13 protein-coding genes and 4 pseudogenes are annotated in these 16,784 nt (G+C 39.9%); 8 read left to right on the plus strand and 9 right to left on the minus strand.

All coding sequences use genetic code 11. The annotated features are described in order from the left end of the window. Nucleotides 1–133: 133 nt before the first annotated feature. From rpoD to rpsU, 4 genes and pseudogenes are all read right to left on the minus strand, one after another. Nucleotides 134–2,008, minus strand: a complete 1,875-nt coding sequence (gene rpoD / locus C427_RS04130; protein ID WP_226991216.1) for an RNA polymerase sigma factor RpoD — start codon at nucleotides 2,006–2,008, stop codon at nucleotides 134–136. A 158-nt stretch (nucleotides 2,009–2,166) separates the two neighbouring features. After that, nucleotides 2,167–3,934, minus strand: a pseudogene (dnaG, locus tag C427_RS04135) (DNA primase). Nucleotides 3,935–4,063: 129 nt separating this feature from the next. Continuing rightward, nucleotides 4,064–4,528 carry a GatB/YqeY domain-containing protein gene (locus C427_RS04140; RefSeq protein WP_007640254.1) on the minus strand — a complete coding sequence of 155 codons (465 nt, stop codon included), beginning with the start codon at nucleotides 4,526–4,528 and terminating at the stop codon, nucleotides 4,064–4,066. Nucleotides 4,529–4,613: 85 nt separating this feature from the next. Then, entirely contained in the window at nucleotides 4,614–4,829 is a 216-nt protein-coding gene (gene rpsU, locus C427_RS04145) for a 30S ribosomal protein S21 (RefSeq protein ID WP_006991319.1), read from the minus strand. 218 nt (nucleotides 4,830–5,047) lie between these two features. Here rpsU and tsaD point away from each other — a divergent pair, with 218 nt between their 5' ends. Next, nucleotides 5,048–6,061, plus strand: coding sequence for a tRNA (adenosine(37)-N6)-threonylcarbamoyltransferase complex transferase subunit TsaD (gene tsaD, locus C427_RS04150; RefSeq protein ID WP_007640255.1), 1,014 nt, complete (start codon nucleotides 5,048–5,050; stop codon nucleotides 6,059–6,061). Between the two features lie 475 nt (nucleotides 6,062–6,536). Here tsaD and plsY read toward each other — a convergent pair. Beyond that, nucleotides 6,537–7,156, minus strand: a pseudogene (gene plsY, locus C427_RS24515) (glycerol-3-phosphate 1-O-acyltransferase PlsY). 75 nt (nucleotides 7,157–7,231) lie between these two features. Between plsY and folB the strand changes: the two are divergent. The 4 genes from folB to C427_RS04175 are packed head-to-tail and all read left to right on the plus strand — an operon-like array spanning nucleotide 7,232 to nucleotide 9,300. Continuing rightward, a complete protein-coding gene (gene folB / locus C427_RS04160) occupies nucleotides 7,232–7,591 on the plus strand; it encodes a dihydroneopterin aldolase (protein WP_007640258.1) in 360 nt (119 codons plus the stop codon). Next, a complete protein-coding gene (gene folK, locus C427_RS04165; RefSeq protein ID WP_007640259.1) occupies nucleotides 7,588–8,109 on the plus strand; it encodes a 2-amino-4-hydroxy-6-hydroxymethyldihydropteridine diphosphokinase in 522 nt (173 codons plus the stop codon). Before folB ends, folK begins: the two co-directional genes overlap by 4 nt. Further along, entirely contained in the window at nucleotides 8,106–8,906 is an 801-nt protein-coding gene (locus C427_RS04170) for an undecaprenyl-diphosphate phosphatase (RefSeq protein WP_007640260.1), read from the plus strand. The genes folK and C427_RS04170 overlap by 4 nt, the downstream gene beginning before the upstream one ends. A gap of 13 nt (nucleotides 8,907–8,919) precedes the next feature. Beyond that, a complete protein-coding gene (locus C427_RS04175; RefSeq protein WP_007640261.1) occupies nucleotides 8,920–9,300 on the plus strand; it encodes a histidine triad nucleotide-binding protein in 381 nt (126 codons plus the stop codon). Nucleotides 9,301–9,372: 72 nt separating this feature from the next. Here C427_RS04175 and C427_RS24520 read toward each other — a convergent pair. Beyond that, nucleotides 9,373–9,815: pseudogene (locus C427_RS24520) on the minus strand (dipeptidyl-peptidase 3 family protein); the annotation flags it as partial. A gap of 12 nt (nucleotides 9,816–9,827) precedes the next feature. Next, nucleotides 9,828–10,004, minus strand: a pseudogene (locus C427_RS27035) (IS630 family transposase); the annotation flags it as partial. Between the two features lie 245 nt (nucleotides 10,005–10,249). Between C427_RS27035 and C427_RS04190 the strand changes: the two are divergent. After that, entirely contained in the window at nucleotides 10,250–11,086 is an 837-nt protein-coding gene (locus C427_RS04190; protein WP_007640262.1) for an HDOD domain-containing protein, read from the plus strand. A gap of 67 nt (nucleotides 11,087–11,153) precedes the next feature. Here C427_RS04190 and rdgC read toward each other — a convergent pair whose 3' ends face one another. Together rdgC and C427_RS04200 are read right to left on the minus strand one after the other, a co-directional pair. After that, complete coding sequence (gene rdgC, locus C427_RS04195) at nucleotides 11,154–12,062, minus strand: recombination-associated protein RdgC (RefSeq protein WP_007640263.1); 909 nt, start codon at nucleotides 12,060–12,062, stop codon at nucleotides 11,154–11,156. Nucleotides 12,063–12,269: 207 nt separating this feature from the next. Next, nucleotides 12,270–13,991 carry an ATP-binding protein gene (locus tag C427_RS04200; RefSeq protein ID WP_007640264.1) on the minus strand — a complete coding sequence of 574 codons (1,722 nt, stop codon included), beginning with the start codon at nucleotides 13,989–13,991 and terminating at the stop codon, nucleotides 12,270–12,272. Nucleotides 13,992–14,255: 264 nt separating this feature from the next. Here C427_RS04200 and phoB point away from each other — a divergent pair, with 264 nt between their 5' ends. Further along, nucleotides 14,256–14,945: a phosphate regulon transcriptional regulator PhoB gene (gene phoB / locus C427_RS04205; protein ID WP_007640265.1), complete on the plus strand. Its 690-nt coding sequence runs from the start codon at nucleotides 14,256–14,258 to the stop codon at nucleotides 14,943–14,945. 74 nt (nucleotides 14,946–15,019) lie between these two features. Beyond that, complete coding sequence (phoR, locus tag C427_RS04210) at nucleotides 15,020–16,348, plus strand: phosphate regulon sensor histidine kinase PhoR (RefSeq protein ID WP_081589035.1); 1,329 nt, start codon at nucleotides 15,020–15,022, stop codon at nucleotides 16,346–16,348. Nucleotides 16,349–16,784: the final 436 nt, after the last annotated feature.

The following is a 16,784-nucleotide window of genomic DNA, read 5'->3' on the forward strand; positions in this document are numbered from 1 at the left end:
TCTTATAATTGGCGACAACAGACCAGATTGAGACAGCAAAGTAGCTAATTAATTCGTTGGAAGAATATGGTTACTTAAATAAAAAAGCCCTAATAATATACATTATTAGGGCTTTCAATCATTTCTATACTAATTAATCGTCTAAGAAACTTTTTAATTGCTCAGAGCGGCTTGGGTGACGCAATTTACGTAATGCTTTCGCTTCGATTTGACGAATACGCTCACGGGTTACATCAAACTGTTTACCTACTTCTTCAAGCGTATGATCGGTATTCATATCGATACCAAAGCGCATTCTCAGTACTTTTGCTTCACGAGCGGTCAAGCCAGCTAACACTTCTTGAGTTGCATCCTTTAAGCTTCCACCTGTAGCAGAGTCCAAAGGCTGCGTAATAGTATCGTCTTGTATGAAATCACCTAAGTGTGAATCTTCGTCATCACCAATAGGCGTTTCCATTGAAATTGGTTCTTTAGCAATTTTCAAGACCTTACGAATTTTATCTTCGGGCATTAACATACGTTCTGACAATTCTTCAGGTGTTGGTTCTCTACCCATCTCCTGGAGCATTTGACGGCTGATACGGTTAAGCTTGTTAATCGTTTCAATCATATGCACAGGAATACGGATAGTTCGTGCTTGGTCAGCAATCGAGCGAGTGATCGCCTGACGTATCCACCAGGTAGCATATGTTGAAAACTTATAACCACGACGGTATTCGAATTTATCTACTGCTTTCATCAAACCAATATTACCTTCTTGGATAAGATCCAAGAACTGCAAACCACGGTTCGTATATTTTTTCGCAATAGAGATAACCAAACGTAAGTTAGCTTCAACCATTTCTTTTTTGGCACGACGAGCCTTGGCTTCACCAATCGACATGCGACGGTTGATATCTTTGATGTCGGCAATAATTAATCCGGTTTCATCTTCTACCGTATTCATTTTACTGATTGCGCGCTCAAGTTCTTCTTGGTGCTCTCGCATTTCTTCTGCATAAGGCAATGAAGAGTTAAGTATCTTAAACAACCAAACTGTCGATGTTTCGTTGCCAGAAAATGCTTTAATGAAATCTTTTTTCGGCATTTTTGCTGTGATCACGCAGTGTTTCATCACTATGCGTTCTTGCACACGAATTCTGTCCATCATGCTACGCATGTTTTTAACCATACGGTCAAATTGCTTAGGCGTTAGTCTAAATTCCTTAAAGACTTCGCTAAGTTCATTAATTTGAACACGGGCTTCTTTGTGCGAACGGCCTTTTGCATCAATAACATCACGAGCTTTCTCGTATTGATGACGAAGTGCAGTGAATTTTTCACGTGCTAACTCAGGGTCTGGACCCGTGTCTTCTTCTTCTTCTTCTTCATCATCGCCATCTTCTTCTTTTAACTCTTTAGATGACAACTCAGAACCAACGTGAGTAGCTGTAGGCGCCACGTCTTGTTCGTTTGGATCAACAAAACCAATGATGATGTCGCTAAGCCTAATTTCTTCTGCTTCGAACATGTCCCATTGATCAAGTAAATGAGTGATAGCTTCAGGATATTCAGCGACAGAGCACTGAACCTGATTGATACCTTCTTCGATACGTTTAGCGATAACAATTTCGCCCTCACGGGTCAGAAGCTCAACAGTTCCCATTTCACGCATATACATGCGTACTGGGTCTGTTGTGCGGCCTATCTCACTTTCTACTGTAGCAAGAGCCGCAGCAGCAGCTTCAGCGGCTTCATCATCAGTATCGTTGTCTTGCATCAAGAGCTCATCTTTATCAGGAGCCCTTTCAAATACTTTGATGCCCATGTCGTTGATCATACGGATGATGTCTTCCATCTGATCTGAATCGACAATATCTTGGGGAAGATGGTCGTTAACTTCCGCGAAAGTCAAATAGCCCTGTTCTTTACCCTTAGCAATGAGGAGTTTTATCTGCGACTGCTTGCTTTGCACCATATAACCTACGCTTCTCGAATTAGTTGAATATTCATGAAAACCTCTCTTCAGAGAGGATTTACGCTGTAACTTGCTTAACTGACCCAGCAAGTACCCTGTAATTACTGCATTGTTAGCGAATTAGCCAGTATAGCAGATTCACTAAGCGTTGGGCTAGATGTTGGGTCATTTTTGTTCTTTTACAAGGTCACCTTTGTTCTTTTAAATGGTTACCTTTGTTCTTTTATGAGAATATTGAGTTCTTGTTTTTCTGCATCGGTTAGTTTGCTAACCCTTGACTTAGAAAACAACTCATCCATGCGGCTCTGTAAATGCCAATCTAATAACTTGCCAAAACTGTCTTCAAACACCACTGCTTGGTTTTGTTCTGCATATTCCCACATCATTAACTTTGCTAATTGAGCCGTTTGTGGATGATCCCTAAAATGTTCTAAAACTTGTGCTGTATTAGCCAGTGGTTTGTTTAAGCAAAACTGATAAAGCTCAATCAACATTGATATACCTGGTATTTCCACTGATACCAAGGGTGTTGGATCAGCGGCCTGACATTTTATCGCTAAACTAGGATCATCTAATAACAATCTAATCATCATTCTTACTGGAGATATTGTGCTCTTATTGGGAGTGTTGAAGTCTAATTTTTTAGGTGATTTTCTAAGATTTGCTTGTGCGACATCACGTTCATATTTATGTTTATTTTGGTCGCCCATATGATTACTTAAATCAGATAACAATATTTCTCGAATATTATCTCCAATTATTTGTTCAATTAGCGGCGTGGCTTCGGCTTTTAAAGCGGCTTTACCTTCATTGCTCCCAACGTGATGGCGTTGTAATAAGTTATCAAAAAAGAACTTAGACAAGGGAACCGCATCATTCTTTAAGTTTTCTTCAAAGGTTTCTTTGCCAATTTTACGCACCAATGTATCGGGATCTTCGCCATCGGGTAAAAACAGAAATTTCATTTCTATCCCATCTTTTAAATAAGGTAGAGCATTTTCTAAGGCACGCCAAGCGGCTTCTCTGCCTGCTCGGTCACCATCATAGCAACACACCACTTCACTTGTGGCACGAAATAACATTTGAATATGTTCTGGTGTAGTGGCTGTACCAAGTGATGCCACTGCGTAGTCGATACCAAATTGCCCAAGGGCTACAACATCCATATAGCCTTCGACAATCATCACTCGCGCCAAATTTCGATGAGCTTGTTTGGCTTGATAAAAGCCATATAGTTCATGACCTTTATGAAATATGCGCGTCTCGGGCGAGTTTAAATATTTGGGTCCGCCATCTTCTAATACCCTACCACCAAAGCCAATAACGCGACCGCGTTTGTCACGAATAGGAAACATAATTCGGTCACGGAAGAAATCGAAGCGGCGTCTGTTATCATTTTCGGTGATGAGCTTTAAGTCTAGCAACTGTTCTTGATAGACAGGGCTGACACCGAAGGTCTTAAGAACTGAGTCCCATTCAGGTGGTGCATAACCCATATCAAAGGCTTTAACAATTTCGCCGCTGAGCCCGCGATTTTTTAAGTAATTGACGGCTTTGTCTTTATCAGGATGCACTCTAAGTTGTTGGGCGAAGTATTTAGCTACTTTTTCCATTAACTCGTAATCGCTTTCTTTTTGTTGTTTTTGTTCAGCCGATGGAGGAGGAGCCCCACCTTTTTTCTCGAGGAACCTCAATACTATGATATCGCGCTAATTCTTCAATGGCTTCTGGAAATTCTAGGCGGTCAAATTCCATCAAAAAAGAAATCACATTACCATGAGCACCACAACCAAAGCAGTGATAAAACTGTTTGTCTTGACTAACGGTGAAAGAAGGACTTTTTTCTTCATGAAAAGGGCAGCAAGCTTGATGATTACGGCCCGCTTTTTTAAGACGCACGCGGCTGTCAATCAGTTCAACTATGTCTGAGCGAGCAATAATGTCATCAATAAACTCGCGGGGGATACGGCCAGACATTGTACCTTCTCAATTAACAAAAACGGCTGAACATGATGCCATATAATTTGGCAAATTTAAATTTTATACAATAAAACAGACAAACCGCATCGAAGTGCGGTTTGTAAATTAATTAGACAAGACGTTGTACTACAGTGAATTAAGTTTGGCTTTTATTTTGCCACTTAATTGACCCATGTCAGCGCGTCCTTGAACTTGAGGTTTTAACCAGCCCATGACTTTGCCCATGTCTTGCATACCCGTTGCACCTGATTCTGCCATCGCTTGCACAATCAGAGCATCAAGCTCTTCTTCGTTAAGAGCTTTGGGCAAAAAATCATGCAAAATAACAATTTCTGCTAATTCGATATCCAGTAAGTCTTGACGACCGGCAGCTTCATACTGACTTGCAGCGTCTTTTCGCTGCTTAACCATCTTGATCAATATCGCAAGAACACCATCATCATCGAGGGCAATATAATTAGGATCAATACGCCCATCGATTTCATGTTGTTTAACGGTAGCAAGAGCCATGCGTATTGTCCCAAGACGAATTTTGTCTCTGGCACGCATAGCATCTTTTTGTGCGCTTTGTAGATCATCTAATAAAGACATGGAATGACTCAATGAATACGGATATGTGATAAAACGACTTAAAGCGTGTGCCTATAGACTACAAACTACACGCTTCAGAAGAGATTTAGTACAATCTGATGCGACGAGCGTTTTCGCGAGATAACTTCTTCAAAAGACGTTTCTTAGCGGCTGCTTTCTTACGCTTACGTTCCCAAGTAGGCTTTTCAAAAAATTCGCGACGACGAACTTCAGAAAGTACACCTGCTTTTTCACATGAACGTTTAAAACGACGCAATGCAACATCAAAAGGTTCGTTTTCTCTTACTTTAACGATTGGCATTAAACTCTTACCTCAAAAATAAAAACTATATCGTGCCGGTACAATGAATAGCCAGCTCGGTTAAAAATGGTGCGGAATTCTAATCATATCCTCAATGGATGTAAAGTCTTGATGGGCCAAAAACCTGATTAATTCAACAAATGTCATAATAAATTGGAGGTTTGACGGCTAATCAGTAGAATGCCGACAGTTTAAAATATTTTTGTTAGAAATTAAATATGCGTGTATTAGGTATTGAAACCTCTTGTGATGAAACCGGTGTGGCAATTTATGATGACCAACAAGGGTTATTGTCTCACCAATTATATAGCCAAGTGAAACTGCATGCTGATTATGGCGGAGTTGTGCCAGAACTTGCCTCTAGAGATCATGTGCGAAAGTTAATTCCTTTGATTAAAGAATCTTTGCAAGAGGCGAACTGTACCGCTAAAAACATAGATGGCATCGCTTTCACCAAAGGTCCTGGCTTAGTTGGGGCTTTATTAGTGGGGTCTTCTGTGGCTCGCAGTTTGGCTTATGCTTGGGGTAAGCCCGCTATTGGTGTGCATCATATGGAAGGGCATTTGTTAGCCCCGATGTTAGATGACCCGGCACCCGCGTTTCCATTTGTGGCCCTTTTGGTTTCGGGCGGTCACTCGATGATGGTCAAAGTGGAAGGTATTGGTCAGTACGAAGTATTAGGTGAGTCGGTAGACGATGCCGCTGGCGAAGCTTTTGATAAAACCGCTAAGTTACTTGGGCTTGATTACCCCGGAGGTCCTTTATTGGCGAAATTAGCTGAGAAGGGGGAGGCAGGTCATTATAAATTCCCGCGGCCTATGACCACAAAACCAGGCCTAGACTTCAGTTTCAGTGGATTAAAAACCTTCGCTGCGAATACTATTCGAGCATCAGATGGCTCTGAGCAAACACGGGCAAACATTGCCTTCGCTTTTCAAGAAGCGGTAGTCGATACCTTAGCAATTAAATGCAAACGCGCTTTGAAGCACTCTAACTTAAAACGTTTAGTTATTGCTGGCGGTGTCAGCGCCAATAAACAATTACGTGAAGACCTCGGAGCCATGATGAAATCAATCCAAGGTGAGGTGTTTTACCCTAGGTTGGAATTCTGTACTGACAACGGTGCGATGATCGCTTACGCTGGTTTGCAGAGACTTAAAGCCGGTGAAATTGAAAGTCTATCTACCAAGGCAAGACCTCGTTGGTCGTTAGAAGAGTTAGCCGCCATTTAGATTCATATTAACCTTAAGCTCGAGTATGTCACTTCCGGATAATGCGGGTCTTAGTGACTTATCAATAAGCAAAGTTATGAAAGATGGTGCGAATATACCTTTAAATACTGATACAGCAGTATCTCAGACAGATTAGACTAATGACTGGTTACAAAGGCTCAAGGAAGAAAGTTGAGAAGCTGAATCATTAGTTTATATCATGTATATATTTGGAATGTTTCGACTATATAGTGTGGTTATTTGGGCAACAAACTTGTTAACTGATGTCATCCCTTCTGAGTAATACCTAATCGGTTATATAATTGTTTAGATTGGCTTACTGGCTGTAAGCATCTTAAGTAACTTGTTTATCATACACTTTATTTTGAGAGCTTATTGGGTCGGGTTAGTTGGATTAAACTCGGTGTTTCCTGATTACTGTCTTAAAAATAGCTTGCATTCAGAATTCTGTTCTGAAAATTGCTTTCAGTGTATCTTATAACGTAAGTCTGCGGTTATTCTTAAGTTTTTTCTTGTTCCACAAGTTGGGTTCCTGCTTTTGGTAGAGTCTTATTATATTGTCTTTGTGACGTAGGACAATTAATATACTTAATATATCCACGGTTAGTGTGTATTCAGGTTTTAATAACCAAGTGAAGACTGGCGCTTGGCTAGTTGTCAGGATAGCAGCCAAATAAGAATAATGAGTTAAGAAGATGACGATGAACCAGCTCATTATCAACATGGCGGCTAAGTCTAAGCCTAAAGGTATAATCGCGCCGAATGCTGTCGCTACGGCTTTGCCCCAGAAAATTCAAAAAACAACGGAAACATATGGCCTAAACATGCCACCACAGCTACCAATGCTAAATAAAAAGGCTCAAGGCCGAGATAATAACTCGCCCAAACTGGCAGCGTCCCTTTAAGCACATCAAAAATGAGTACTAAGCTGGCGGGCAACTTCCCTCCTATTCTGAAAACATTCGTTACGGCAGGATTTCCTGACCCTAATTCTCTTGGGTCGCCAAGGTTAAATAGCTTGCAGACTAAAATGGCACTGGAAATGGAACCCAGTAGATAGGCCGCAACAAAGATTAATATAGTTAGTGTTGTCATGTACTTATATTAAAAGAATAGGTTACACTTAAAGATAATACACTAAACCTCCTTAAAATGCAGCGCGGACCGTCAATGGATAAAATTCACATAGAAGGGCTTGAAGTTTTAGCGCTAATTGGCGTCTATGATTGGGAGAGAGAGCATCAACAACGATTAATCGTTGATATTGAACTGATTGCTGACCTTTCTGAGGCGGCGCAAACAGATGATGTGAACAATACGCTGAATTATGCCCAAATAGCCCAGATCATTATCGAATTTGCCGCAAAGAGTCAATTTAAGCTGATTGAGGCCTTGGCAAGCCATATGGTTGACTGGTTGTTACAGTCTTTTCCAAAGCTTAAATCAGTGCGCTTAAAGTTGAGTAAACCGGATATTCTAGCGAATGCTAAGAATGTTGCAGTTGAATTTACTAAGGAACAAACTTTTTGAGTATTGACACTAGACAGTCTCATATTATCTATATCAGTGTCGGCAGTAATGTAGATAAACAAAAACATACTAAAGCTGGATTACAGGGGATGTATCAAGCATTTGGCGAGCTGACTCTTTCCTCTGTGTTTGAAAGTGAATCAGTAGGATTTGAAGGTAATAACTTTTACAATTTAGTGATTAAAGCTAACACCATGTTATCCATTGCACAGGTATGCTCTGTCCTTAAACAAATAGAACAAGATAACAAACGTCAGCGTAGTGAGCGAAAGTTTGCTCCCAGAACACTCGATTTGGACCTGCTGTTATACGATAACCAAGCGATGTCTCAGCCAATAGAATTACCTCGTCCAGAAGTTCTTTATAACGCTTTTGTGTTAAAACCTTTAGCCGAGATTGCCGCTGACGAAATCCACCCCATAATGAAACAAAGTTACGCCAACCTTTGGCAAACATATGACAAAAGTTTACAAAAATTGTGGGCAATTAAATTTGATTGGAGTCCAATCGACACATGACTTTATTTGAAATTATTATCTTGGCGATTATTCAAGGATTGACTGAGTTTTTACCTATATCTAGTTCAGCTCACTTAATATTACCTTCTGAGGTATTAGGCTGGAATGACCAAGGTCTCGCTTACGATGTAGCCGTTCATATAGGAAGTTTGTTTGCTGTGATGATCTATTTTCGTGCGGATATTCTGAGCTTAACTGGTGCTTGGTTCCGTCATGGATTGAGCCAAAACCAAACAACAGATAGTCGTTTAGCGTGGTGGATCATTATTGGCACTATTCCCGCAGTGATGCTTGGATTTGCCTTTAAAGATTTTATAGAGTTGTACGGCCGCTCAGCCTTAGTGATTGCTATCACTACTATTGGATTTGGTTTGTTACTTTGGTATGCGGATAAAAAAGCGACCCAAGTTAAAGCTGTGCATCAGATTACTTGGAAAAATGCGATTTTTATTGGTCTTGCACAGGCTATCGCTATTATTCCCGGTACGTCACGTTCGGGTATCACTATGACAGCTGGCTTGATGATTGGTCTAGATAGAGAAAGTGCGGCGCGTTTTTCATTTTTGTTGTCGATACCAGTGATATTGGGTGCTGGCTTACTCGCCACTTTAGACCTGTTACAAGCCCCTAATGCTGTGGATTGGAATGCCCTCATCTTTGGCGCTGCCTTCTCATTTGTTAGTGCCTATGCGTGTATTTACTTATTTTTAGCGTGGATATCCAAAATTGGTATGTTGCCTTTTGTTATCTATAGATTGATTCTAGGTGCAGCACTATTATTGTTTGTATTTATTTAGGAAGGAAAAAGCTATGAGCGGATCTATTAGCCAAACGACTAACGAAACTATCTTTACCAAGATAATCAATAAAGAAATCCCTGCTGACATTCTTTATGAAGATGAGCTCGCTTTGGCGTTTAGTGATATTAACCCCCAAGCGCCCATACACTTTTTGGTCATCCCCAAAAAGCCGATAACAACTATTAATGCTATTCAAGAAGAAGATAAAGCCTTACTTGGGCATTTGTATTGGGTGGCAGCCAATTTAGCTGAAAAACATGGCTTTGCTAAAGACGGTTACAGGGCTGTGATGAACTGTAACGAAAATGGCGGGCAAACTGTGTATCACATCCACTTGCACGTCTTAGCAGGGAAGGCTATGGGCTGGCCACCTTATCAAAACAAGCTTTAAACGTTGTAAGATAAAATATAATACAAGTATTAAGCTGATAATAAGCACAATACTTAAAAGTATATGTTTAGACTAGAGTCCTAGTACCTTAATTCCTTGTTTGAAATCAATATCCACTGGAATATTTGCAGCGTTCAATTTATTGAGTTCTTGTTGCAATTGTGCTTTTATCAGGCCCTCATCTGCTACTAACTGCGCAACATCGGCATAATATCCATCACCTTGCGGAGTCAGAATTTTATTTGATAAAGCATCAATGGCTTCAGTCATTTTCAGCATGTCAACTTGATAAAAGCCTGCTTCATTTCTACTAAAAGCGTGGTGTTCCTGAAAAAATTAAACCTGATCATATTGGCTTTACCATGGGCACTGGATGCACCAAAACGAACAGAACGGAAAATTCCCGCCATAAAAGTGACGTAATAGTCTTCTAACATTCCCTCATCAATGACACCTTTAGCTAATAGCTGTTGAACCATATACAAACCCAATATGTCGGCTTTACCTTCCTCTAATACCAATCCGCATTAAGTTTTTCCTACTTTAAGCCAGTCCCGTGAGCACATTTTTGTCACGCGTAGTGTATCGCTTACAAAGTCATTCCAAGCGAGCGTGCAGGCATCAACAATATCCTCATAGCCGCTGAAACAGCGATTAGCTAAATGATGCTGGCGTAGCCAACTCCATACTTGTTGTATTGGGCTATTTATCTTAATTCACTGAAAATGTAGCAAATTTTTAGCTTTTAATGCGTTTAAGATATCTAGATATCTAGATATCTTAAAAAAGTGTGCTAGCATTTATGATTGATTTTTAGATCCAGTGGTTAAATCTCTGTAATACTTAAATTAACTCACCAAGTGAATACCTTAGGCGGGATAAAAGAGACTCTATTTTATTAGAATCACTCCAAGGTTCGATTTGTTTTGACAGGATTACAGGTAAACATATGGGTACAGAAAACGCACTTCTTACTATTTTAGTAGAAAAAATTAATAACGATACATTGGTGCTACCAACTTTACCTGCGGTTGCATTAAAGGTTAGGAGAGCGGCTGACAACCCAGATATTAACTTAGGCGCAATGGCTGACGTTGTTAGTCAAGATCCATCCTTAAGTGCTCGAATGGTAAAAATATCCAATAGTGCATATTTAGGCAGAAGTGTAAAAGTGACCTCGATACAGCAGGCTGTAACACGTATTGGACTACGCCAAATTAAAAATATCGCGACTGCTTTGGCAATGGAACAGTTGTTTGTTTCCAAAAATGAAATTGTAAAAGAGTATATGTCGCGTATTTGGGCCGATACTATCGAAATTGTGGCCAACTCTATGGCGGTATTACAAGTACATACTAAGCAAACCAAAAATCGCGCGCTTAACCTTGATTCAATGATGTTGGCTGCGTTGGTACATAATATTGGCGTATTACCTATACTAACCGAAGCTGAGCGTCATGCTGATGTATTCGCTAACCCAACATTCTTAGACGTGGCTATAGAAAAATTAGCGGGTAAAATTGGTACAAGTATCATGACTGAGTGGGGATTTGAGCCAGAGTTTGTAGATGTAGCCCAGAACTGGAAAGACATGTCTGTGTCTTCTGACGCTGTTTCTTACTTAGATTTGGTCAGGTTAGGTGCGGGACTTTGCGGAAAGTTTGATAGTCATAAAGAAGTGATTTTCAAGGCGGTTGTAGAGAGAGGAATTATTGATAATCTGTCTGCAGTGCTGTCTAATGAATTTGACGAACTCCGTGATAGTGCCAAGCAAATTTTCCAATAAATCTTTAAGCTATATATTAAGTAGATGCTGGGTTGGGCAGCATCTACTTATAAATATTCCTAGTGTATTAGCTCACTTTTTCATCGTCTAATTTAAATATTTCTTTTAAACGCTTCGCAAAACGTACCACTTCTCCTGACATCAGCGCAAAGTTTGCATCCAATCTAGCTAACATCTGATCCTTAGGTATGTCGTCGTTCTGCTCTCTTATCACATCGGTGAACTTTAGGCGTTTAATGCTTAAATCTTCCTGAATAATCGCCGTGAGTGTTTCATTCCATTCAACAGCAATTTTTTGAACTGACTTTCCTGCTTCCAAATGATGGGTGATTTCTTCGCTATATAAATCTTGGTTTTTACAACGAATAATGGCACCGTCTTCTTCCAATGCTTTTAATTCAGCCTCTTCTAAAATACTAATATCTGTTGGCGCTGAATCATCTTTTAACCATGAGGTTAAATCTGCATGCACTGAGTGTCTTGCTAAAGGTACAACCGGTAACGAACCAATGGCTTTTCGCAACATAGCCAAAAAGGCTTCGGCTTTGCCATCTGCAGACGAATCAACTACCACTAAGTGATCTTGGGTAGAAATGAAACCGTGGGTGTAACTATTTTTGGTAAATGCTTGCGGCAATAAACGATGAATTATTTCTTGCTTCATATCCTGCTGGGCCTTTTTGCCTACAGGAGAGCCTGTTTCGGTTTCTATTAATGCGACTTTGTCTGCGAGTTCTGCATTCACAACTACCGCTGGCAATATACGTTCTTGTTTTTTCAGGGTTAACCAAATCCTACCCGCTGTTGCGTGGATTAAAGTCTCGCCTTGATTAAAGGGAGAAGCCCAACCCATAGTGGCTAATTCTTGACTGCCACAAGGGCGAAATTTGAACTCAGCAAGTTTGTCTTCAAAGTCTTGCTCTTTGAAATCCATGTCTTGAGTAATTGCGTAAAGCTTTAGGTTTTTGAACCACATAAAATAATCCGCTAAGTGTTAGGGGCTGTTTATCTTTCGAGTTAACACTTTGTTTATTCTTAAGCGGCATTGCCGCCTTGATTTCGAAAAATATACAAGCCATCTGCGCAGAGTCGCGCTGTTAAAAAATGGGCGTAGAGACTATCAGGAATTAACTTAGTCTACTATGTGAAAAGTCAGAAACTTTCTGACTGATTGATTGATTGTTTAAACGGGGGTAGTAATGATGTATCTCAGGCCTTCGCCAGGTTTGCTGAATGCTTCAATATCGCCACCTAATGTTTGGGTCACTAAGTTGTACATAATGTGAGTGCCTAAACCGCTTCCTCCTTTACCTCTTCGGGTAGTAAAAAATGCGTCAAAATGGCGTTTAAGGGTGCCTTCATCTAGCCCTCTTCCATCGTCAGAATAGTTGATAACAAGATTGCTGTCCTGCTCAGATATTTGCAGCATAATCGCCCCTTTGGGTTTATCTTCGAAACCATGGATCAGAGAATTCATAATCATATTGGTTAATATTTGTGCTAACACACCGGGTGCGCATTTGATTAATAAATCGTCTGGACAATGAATATCAATAGTATGTTGAGTTTTTTTGAAGTTTGGTGCTAAAGATTGTACGACTTCATTTAAATACTCACTGACATTGATTTCTCTTTCTGCTTCACTTGTTTGGTCGACAGCAACTTGTTTAAAACTAGAAATAAGATCGGAGGCACGGTTTAAATTATTAGTAAGTAGCGTAATGGTTTGCTCTGCTTCAGACAAAAAGGAGGTCATAGTATTGCCAGTTAGCTTTTTATTATCGTAGGCCGATTGAAGTTTTTTGACTCTGTCATGCAAAAAGCTGGTGGCTGTCACACTTACACCTAAAGGTGTATTCACGTCATGGGCAATACCCGCTACTAAGCCGCCCAATGAAGCCATTCTTTCTGATTCAACCAATTGATCTTTAGCCATTTGAATGGTTTCCATCGATGTGGCTAACTCCGTATTACGTTTGCGCAGCTCATCTTCAATAAACTGACGATTTTCGTTTTCTTGGCGAAGTTCACGTTGATTAATTAATAACTCATCTTTCTGTTGTTCCAAGTCCAACATAATTCTGCTGAGTGTGGCTGTTTTTTTAGCTACTTCTTCCTCTAACGAAATATTCTGATCATCTAATCTCAGATTGGCTTGTTGTAACTCATTTTGAGTACCTGCAAGCTTAGACTGAAACTCAATCATTTCATCGATTAGTTTATTATAAGACGTTTCCAAAACCTTTAATTCATTGTCTTCATCGATACTCAAGTCAAGCTTGGAGGATTCAGGGTCGTCCAAGTTGAAATCGGTAATTTGTTGGGTTAGCTCATTCAGCGGATTAGTCAGCATAGTGCGAAATGCACTCATAAATAGAAACACTAAAAATGCAGTTTTGACTATAGCATTGCCAATCAAGAAAAATATTCCAACTTCTATTCGGCTAAAAATAATGGCTGAACTTGAGTATAAAGTGACATCACCGACTAATGATGTTCTACCAGAAAATTCGAATATTAATGGGAAACTATAGCCAAAAGTTCCACCTGCGTGATCTCTGACTACACCTTTGGTGATCGATTCACCGACTAGTTTAGAGGTACGTCCTAAATCGGCAATATAATTGCTGTTTTCGTCTCGAATCTGGACGCCCTCGACTATAGGCAACTCCATCAATCCGACTGCAATAGATTTTGCTTGAGGCGTATTTAACTCCCAAATGGCGCGGGTTAAGCTAGTGCTGAAGGTGTTTTTTAAGGTTTTAAGCTCACCTTCGATATGACTTTTAGCATTTAAATACTCGGTGAAAATCTGGCCTGCAGTCACTATTAGAGTTAGTACAAAGTAAACTGACAGCACCCTGGCTAGAAGCTTTCTGGATAACCCTTGTTTGACGTTTGACATCAAGATTCATATTTCCTTAAATTTAACCGCATGCAGAGAATATGCGGAATAAAAAAAATAAACAAGATGTCTAGATAACTGATTGAGCAACAATCTATTATGAGGCACAGTTTAAACAGAGCTTAAACCCAGCTTTAAATACCTGTGTTCTGGTAAAATGTTGTTTTTGAGGTTTTAATATTGACTAAAATGCTAACCGTAATAAAAATGTCACACAAAATATGAATAATCTAATAAATTGTTGTTCTAGCAAGGAATTAAAAAATGGCAAAACGTATTTTACTGGTGGAAGACGAAGCTCCCATCCGCGACATGTTAAAATTTGTACTTGAACAATCGGGTTATGAAACTGTTGAGGCTGAAGATTATCAAATCGCATTAGACAAAATAGTAGAGCCTTTTCCAGATTTGATTTTATTAGATTGGATGTTGCCAGGTGGTACGGGTGTGCAACTGGCAAAAAAACTCAAACAACACGAATATGCACGTGACATCCCAATCATTATGTTAACCGCTAGAGGCGAAGAAGAAGACAAAATCAGAGGTCTTGAAGCGGGCGCTGATGATTATGTTACTAAACCTTTTTCACCAAAAGAATTGGTGGCTAGAGTGAAAGCTGTGATCAGACGTGTATCACCCACAGCTAGTGAAGATGCCATTGATTTCCAAGGCCTGAAACTTGATCCTCTGTCACATCGCGTGACATCAAATGAGACGCCTATTGATATGGGGCCAACCGAGTTTAAACTTTTACATTTTTTTATGACTCATGCTGAGAGAGTCTATAGTCGTGAGCAGCTTTTGGACAATGTTTGGGGTACTAACGTTTATGTTGAAGACCGAACAGTAGATGTGCACATTAGAAGGCTTCGTAAAGCATTGTCTGAGTTTTCACACGATCTTATGATCCAAACAGTTCGCGGTGCAGGTTATCGTTTTTCCAGTAAAGTGTAATATACTTAGTCAATAATTAGCTTTCAGAGAAAGTAATATTTTTTAATCGCTTAGAAGAGGAATAAAGCCCACAAATGTATCGCCCATTTCCCTGGTTAAGAAGCATTGCAATCGTCATCTTTTTTCTGGCATCTTGCACGGTTCTTGGTTTATACATTAATCAGTTAGTCCTCACTTTGTTAATTGGGGCTCTTGGGTTGCTTGGTTGGCACTACTGGTTGCTTTATAGGCTTAACTTTTGGTTGTGGCACAGCAAAAAGATTTCACCCCCTATATCCCGTGGTATTTGGTCGCATATCTACCAAGGGATTTATGGTGCCAATTTAAAAAATCGTAATAAACGAAAATCCTTAGGTGAGGTTATTCGTCGTTTTCGGCAGGGCTCAGAAGCGCTACCCGACGCAGCCCTCGTGGTTGATAATTCTTCTGAGGTAACCTGGTGTAATCGATTGGCAAGGATCGAGCTAGGTATACGTTGGCCCGACGACATGGGGAAGAAAGTGTATGACTGTATTATTGATGAGCAATTTATTAATTTCTATCACGCTAATCGTTTTGATAAGCCCATAGAAATCATATCGCCGATTAATCCCAACAAAGTATTGGAATTTAGGGTGGTGCCTTACGATGATGACAATCTGATGTTCCTAATTCGTGATGTCACGCGCCTGACCCAAATTGAAAAAATGCGTAAAGATTTTGTTGCCAATGTTTCCCATGAGTTGAAAACACCTTTAACCGTGATTAATGGATATTTGGAGATGTTGCCAGAAAACGGCGATCTTCCTGCGCCAGTGATGAAAAAAGCGATATCTGAAATGCGCTCTCAATCGATTCGCATGCAAAGCTTAATTGAAGAATTACTGGTGTTATCACGTATTGAAGCCAGCACGGAAAGGGCTTTTGAGAAAATGGTTAATGTGCCTCGATTGTTGTGGCAAATTCATGCTGAAGCAGAAGCACTTAACCGTGAAAGGTCACATAAAATATTTTTTGATATATCGCCAATTTTATATGTTTATGGAATTGAATCTGAATTACGCAGCGCGTTTTCTAATATAATTTTTAATGCCATTAAATACACACCTAATCATGGAGTGATCGAAGTGCGGTGGTCTCTGGAGGGTGAACAGGCCAAGTTTAGTGTCAGAGATAATGGAGATGGTATTGAAGCAGAGCATATCGATCGCCTTACTGAGCGTTTCTATCGTATCGACAAAGCCAGATCGCGAACAACCGGAGGGTCTGGTTTAGGGTTATCTATCGTCAAACACGTTTTATCTCATCACAATTCTCGTTTGGTCATTAAAAGCGATGTTGGTAAGGGGAGCAACTTCTCCTGTCGTTTTTCTGCAGAGTTGTCACTATTAATTGACCAAAAAACTAAAACCTTAGCTGATTAATTTTATTATTATTAATCAATATTAACGTTTTTATTAGACAGTGATATTCGTGTAAATGGTTTTAGTACAAGTACACATTGCGGACGGGATAGTTTTTTAAGAGGGCATAATTTAAGGTGGGATTGTAAGTTTATTAAAAAGGCAATAAATGAAAAAAGTAATGGTTAGGATTTTGATAATTGTAGTGGCATAGGTTGCTGTTTATCAAAAAAATATGGTGCGCTTGTTCACCGCTATCACGTTGTATGATCAACATAAAATCGCCAATAATTTCTTGAGTATGTATCAATCTTTTAATGACTCCGTCATTCCTGCCAGCACCCAGCCATTCCGGTTCCCTGAGGAAACCAAAGCCTTTTCTGATTCCTTTGAATATGAGGACTAAGCTATTTCAATAAGTTAATTCAACTCATGGCTTTATCGAAGATAGCCAATC

The sequence above is a fragment of the Paraglaciecola psychrophila 170 genome (genome assembly GCF_000347635.1).
Taxonomy (GTDB): domain Bacteria; phylum Pseudomonadota; class Gammaproteobacteria; order Enterobacterales; family Alteromonadaceae; genus Paraglaciecola; species Paraglaciecola psychrophila.

Bases quoted from the DNA above. Each gene is read 5' to 3' on its own strand.
- C427_RS04140 (WP_007640254.1), bottom strand. From the start codon at position 4,528: ATGTCTTTATTAGATGATCTACAAAGCGCACAAAAAGATGCTATGCGT.
- rpsU (WP_006991319.1), bottom strand. From the start codon at position 4,829: ATGCCAATCGTTAAAGTAAGAGAAAACGAACCTTTTGATGTTGCATTG.
- tsaD (WP_007640255.1), top strand. From the start codon at position 5,048: ATGCGTGTATTAGGTATTGAAACCTCTTGTGATGAAACCGGTGTGGCA.
- folB (WP_007640258.1), top strand. From the start codon at position 7,232: ATGGATAAAATTCACATAGAAGGGCTTGAAGTTTTAGCGCTAATTGGC.
- C427_RS04170 (WP_007640260.1), top strand. From the start codon at position 8,106: ATGACTTTATTTGAAATTATTATCTTGGCGATTATTCAAGGATTGACT.
- C427_RS04175 (WP_007640261.1), top strand. From the start codon at position 8,920: ATGAGCGGATCTATTAGCCAAACGACTAACGAAACTATCTTTACCAAG.
- C427_RS04190 (WP_007640262.1), top strand. From the start codon at position 10,250: ATGGGTACAGAAAACGCACTTCTTACTATTTTAGTAGAAAAAATTAAT.
- rdgC (WP_007640263.1), bottom strand. From the start codon at position 12,062: ATGTGGTTCAAAAACCTAAAGCTTTACGCAATTACTCAAGACATGGAT.
- C427_RS04200 (WP_007640264.1), bottom strand. From the start codon at position 13,991: ATGTCAAACGTCAAACAAGGGTTATCCAGAAAGCTTCTAGCCAGGGTG.
- phoB (WP_007640265.1), top strand. From the start codon at position 14,256: ATGGCAAAACGTATTTTACTGGTGGAAGACGAAGCTCCCATCCGCGAC.
- phoR (WP_081589035.1), top strand. From the start codon at position 15,020: ATGTATCGCCCATTTCCCTGGTTAAGAAGCATTGCAATCGTCATCTTT.